Source organism: Paenibacillus sp. 05T425, from assembly GCF_056396205.1.
The window spans coordinates 1-698 of the sequence record NZ_JBFTLA010000045.1 but is presented as its reverse complement, the minus strand read 5'-3'; the positions used below and the strand labels follow the sequence as shown (position 1 = coordinate 698).

The following is a 698-nucleotide window of genomic DNA, read 5'->3' as shown; positions in this document are numbered from 1 at the left end:
CGTGCATGGCGTGGGTTTGCTGTCTCGGCGTTACAATCTGCCTGTCTACCTCAGTCGYGGGACCTTGCGCGGGATGCGCAAACCGATTGAACCCGCAGGCCTTCTGGCTGGCGGCGAGCAACTGCAAATCGGCCATCTGAGCATCGGCGTCATTGCCGTGGCCCATGATGCACAGGAGCCGACGCAGTATTTTTTCAGCGACGGTCAGCGGCGTTTCGGCCTGTTGACCGACCTGGGCTCATACTGCAACAAGGTGCTGGACGGCTATCGGGACCTCGATGCGTTGATGATCGAGGCCAACCATTGCCGTGACATGCTGGCTCGCGGTCACTACCCGTACTTTCTCAAGCAACKGGTGGGCGGTGAATTGGGACATTTGAACAACCATCAGGCGGCATTCCTGGTGGCCGAGTTGGGCTGGCAAGGCCTGCAACACCTGGTCCTGGCCCATCTGAGCAGCAAGAACAACCTGCCGCAGCTGGCCCGGCAATGTTTTGTCGACACCCTCGGGTGCGACCCGGACTGGCTGCAACTAGCCGATCAAGATTCAGGGCTCGACTGGCGACACATCGCCTAGCCCACCTACTTAGCAAGCGGAGCCCATCATGGAAAAACGTGAAGAACTCTACCGCGGCAAAGCCAAATCGGTTTACAAGACCGACGACGCTGACCGCTTGATCCTGCTGTTTCGCAACGAC

General features: G+C 59.1%; 1 protein-coding gene. It reads left to right on the top strand.

What is annotated here, in order from left to right:
• Nucleotides 1-577 (top strand): MBL fold metallo-hydrolase (locus AC1DF0_RS31955; RefSeq protein WP_477577571.1); only part of this gene is annotated, 577 nt, incomplete at its 5' end.
• Nucleotides 578-698 lie beyond the last annotated feature (121 nt).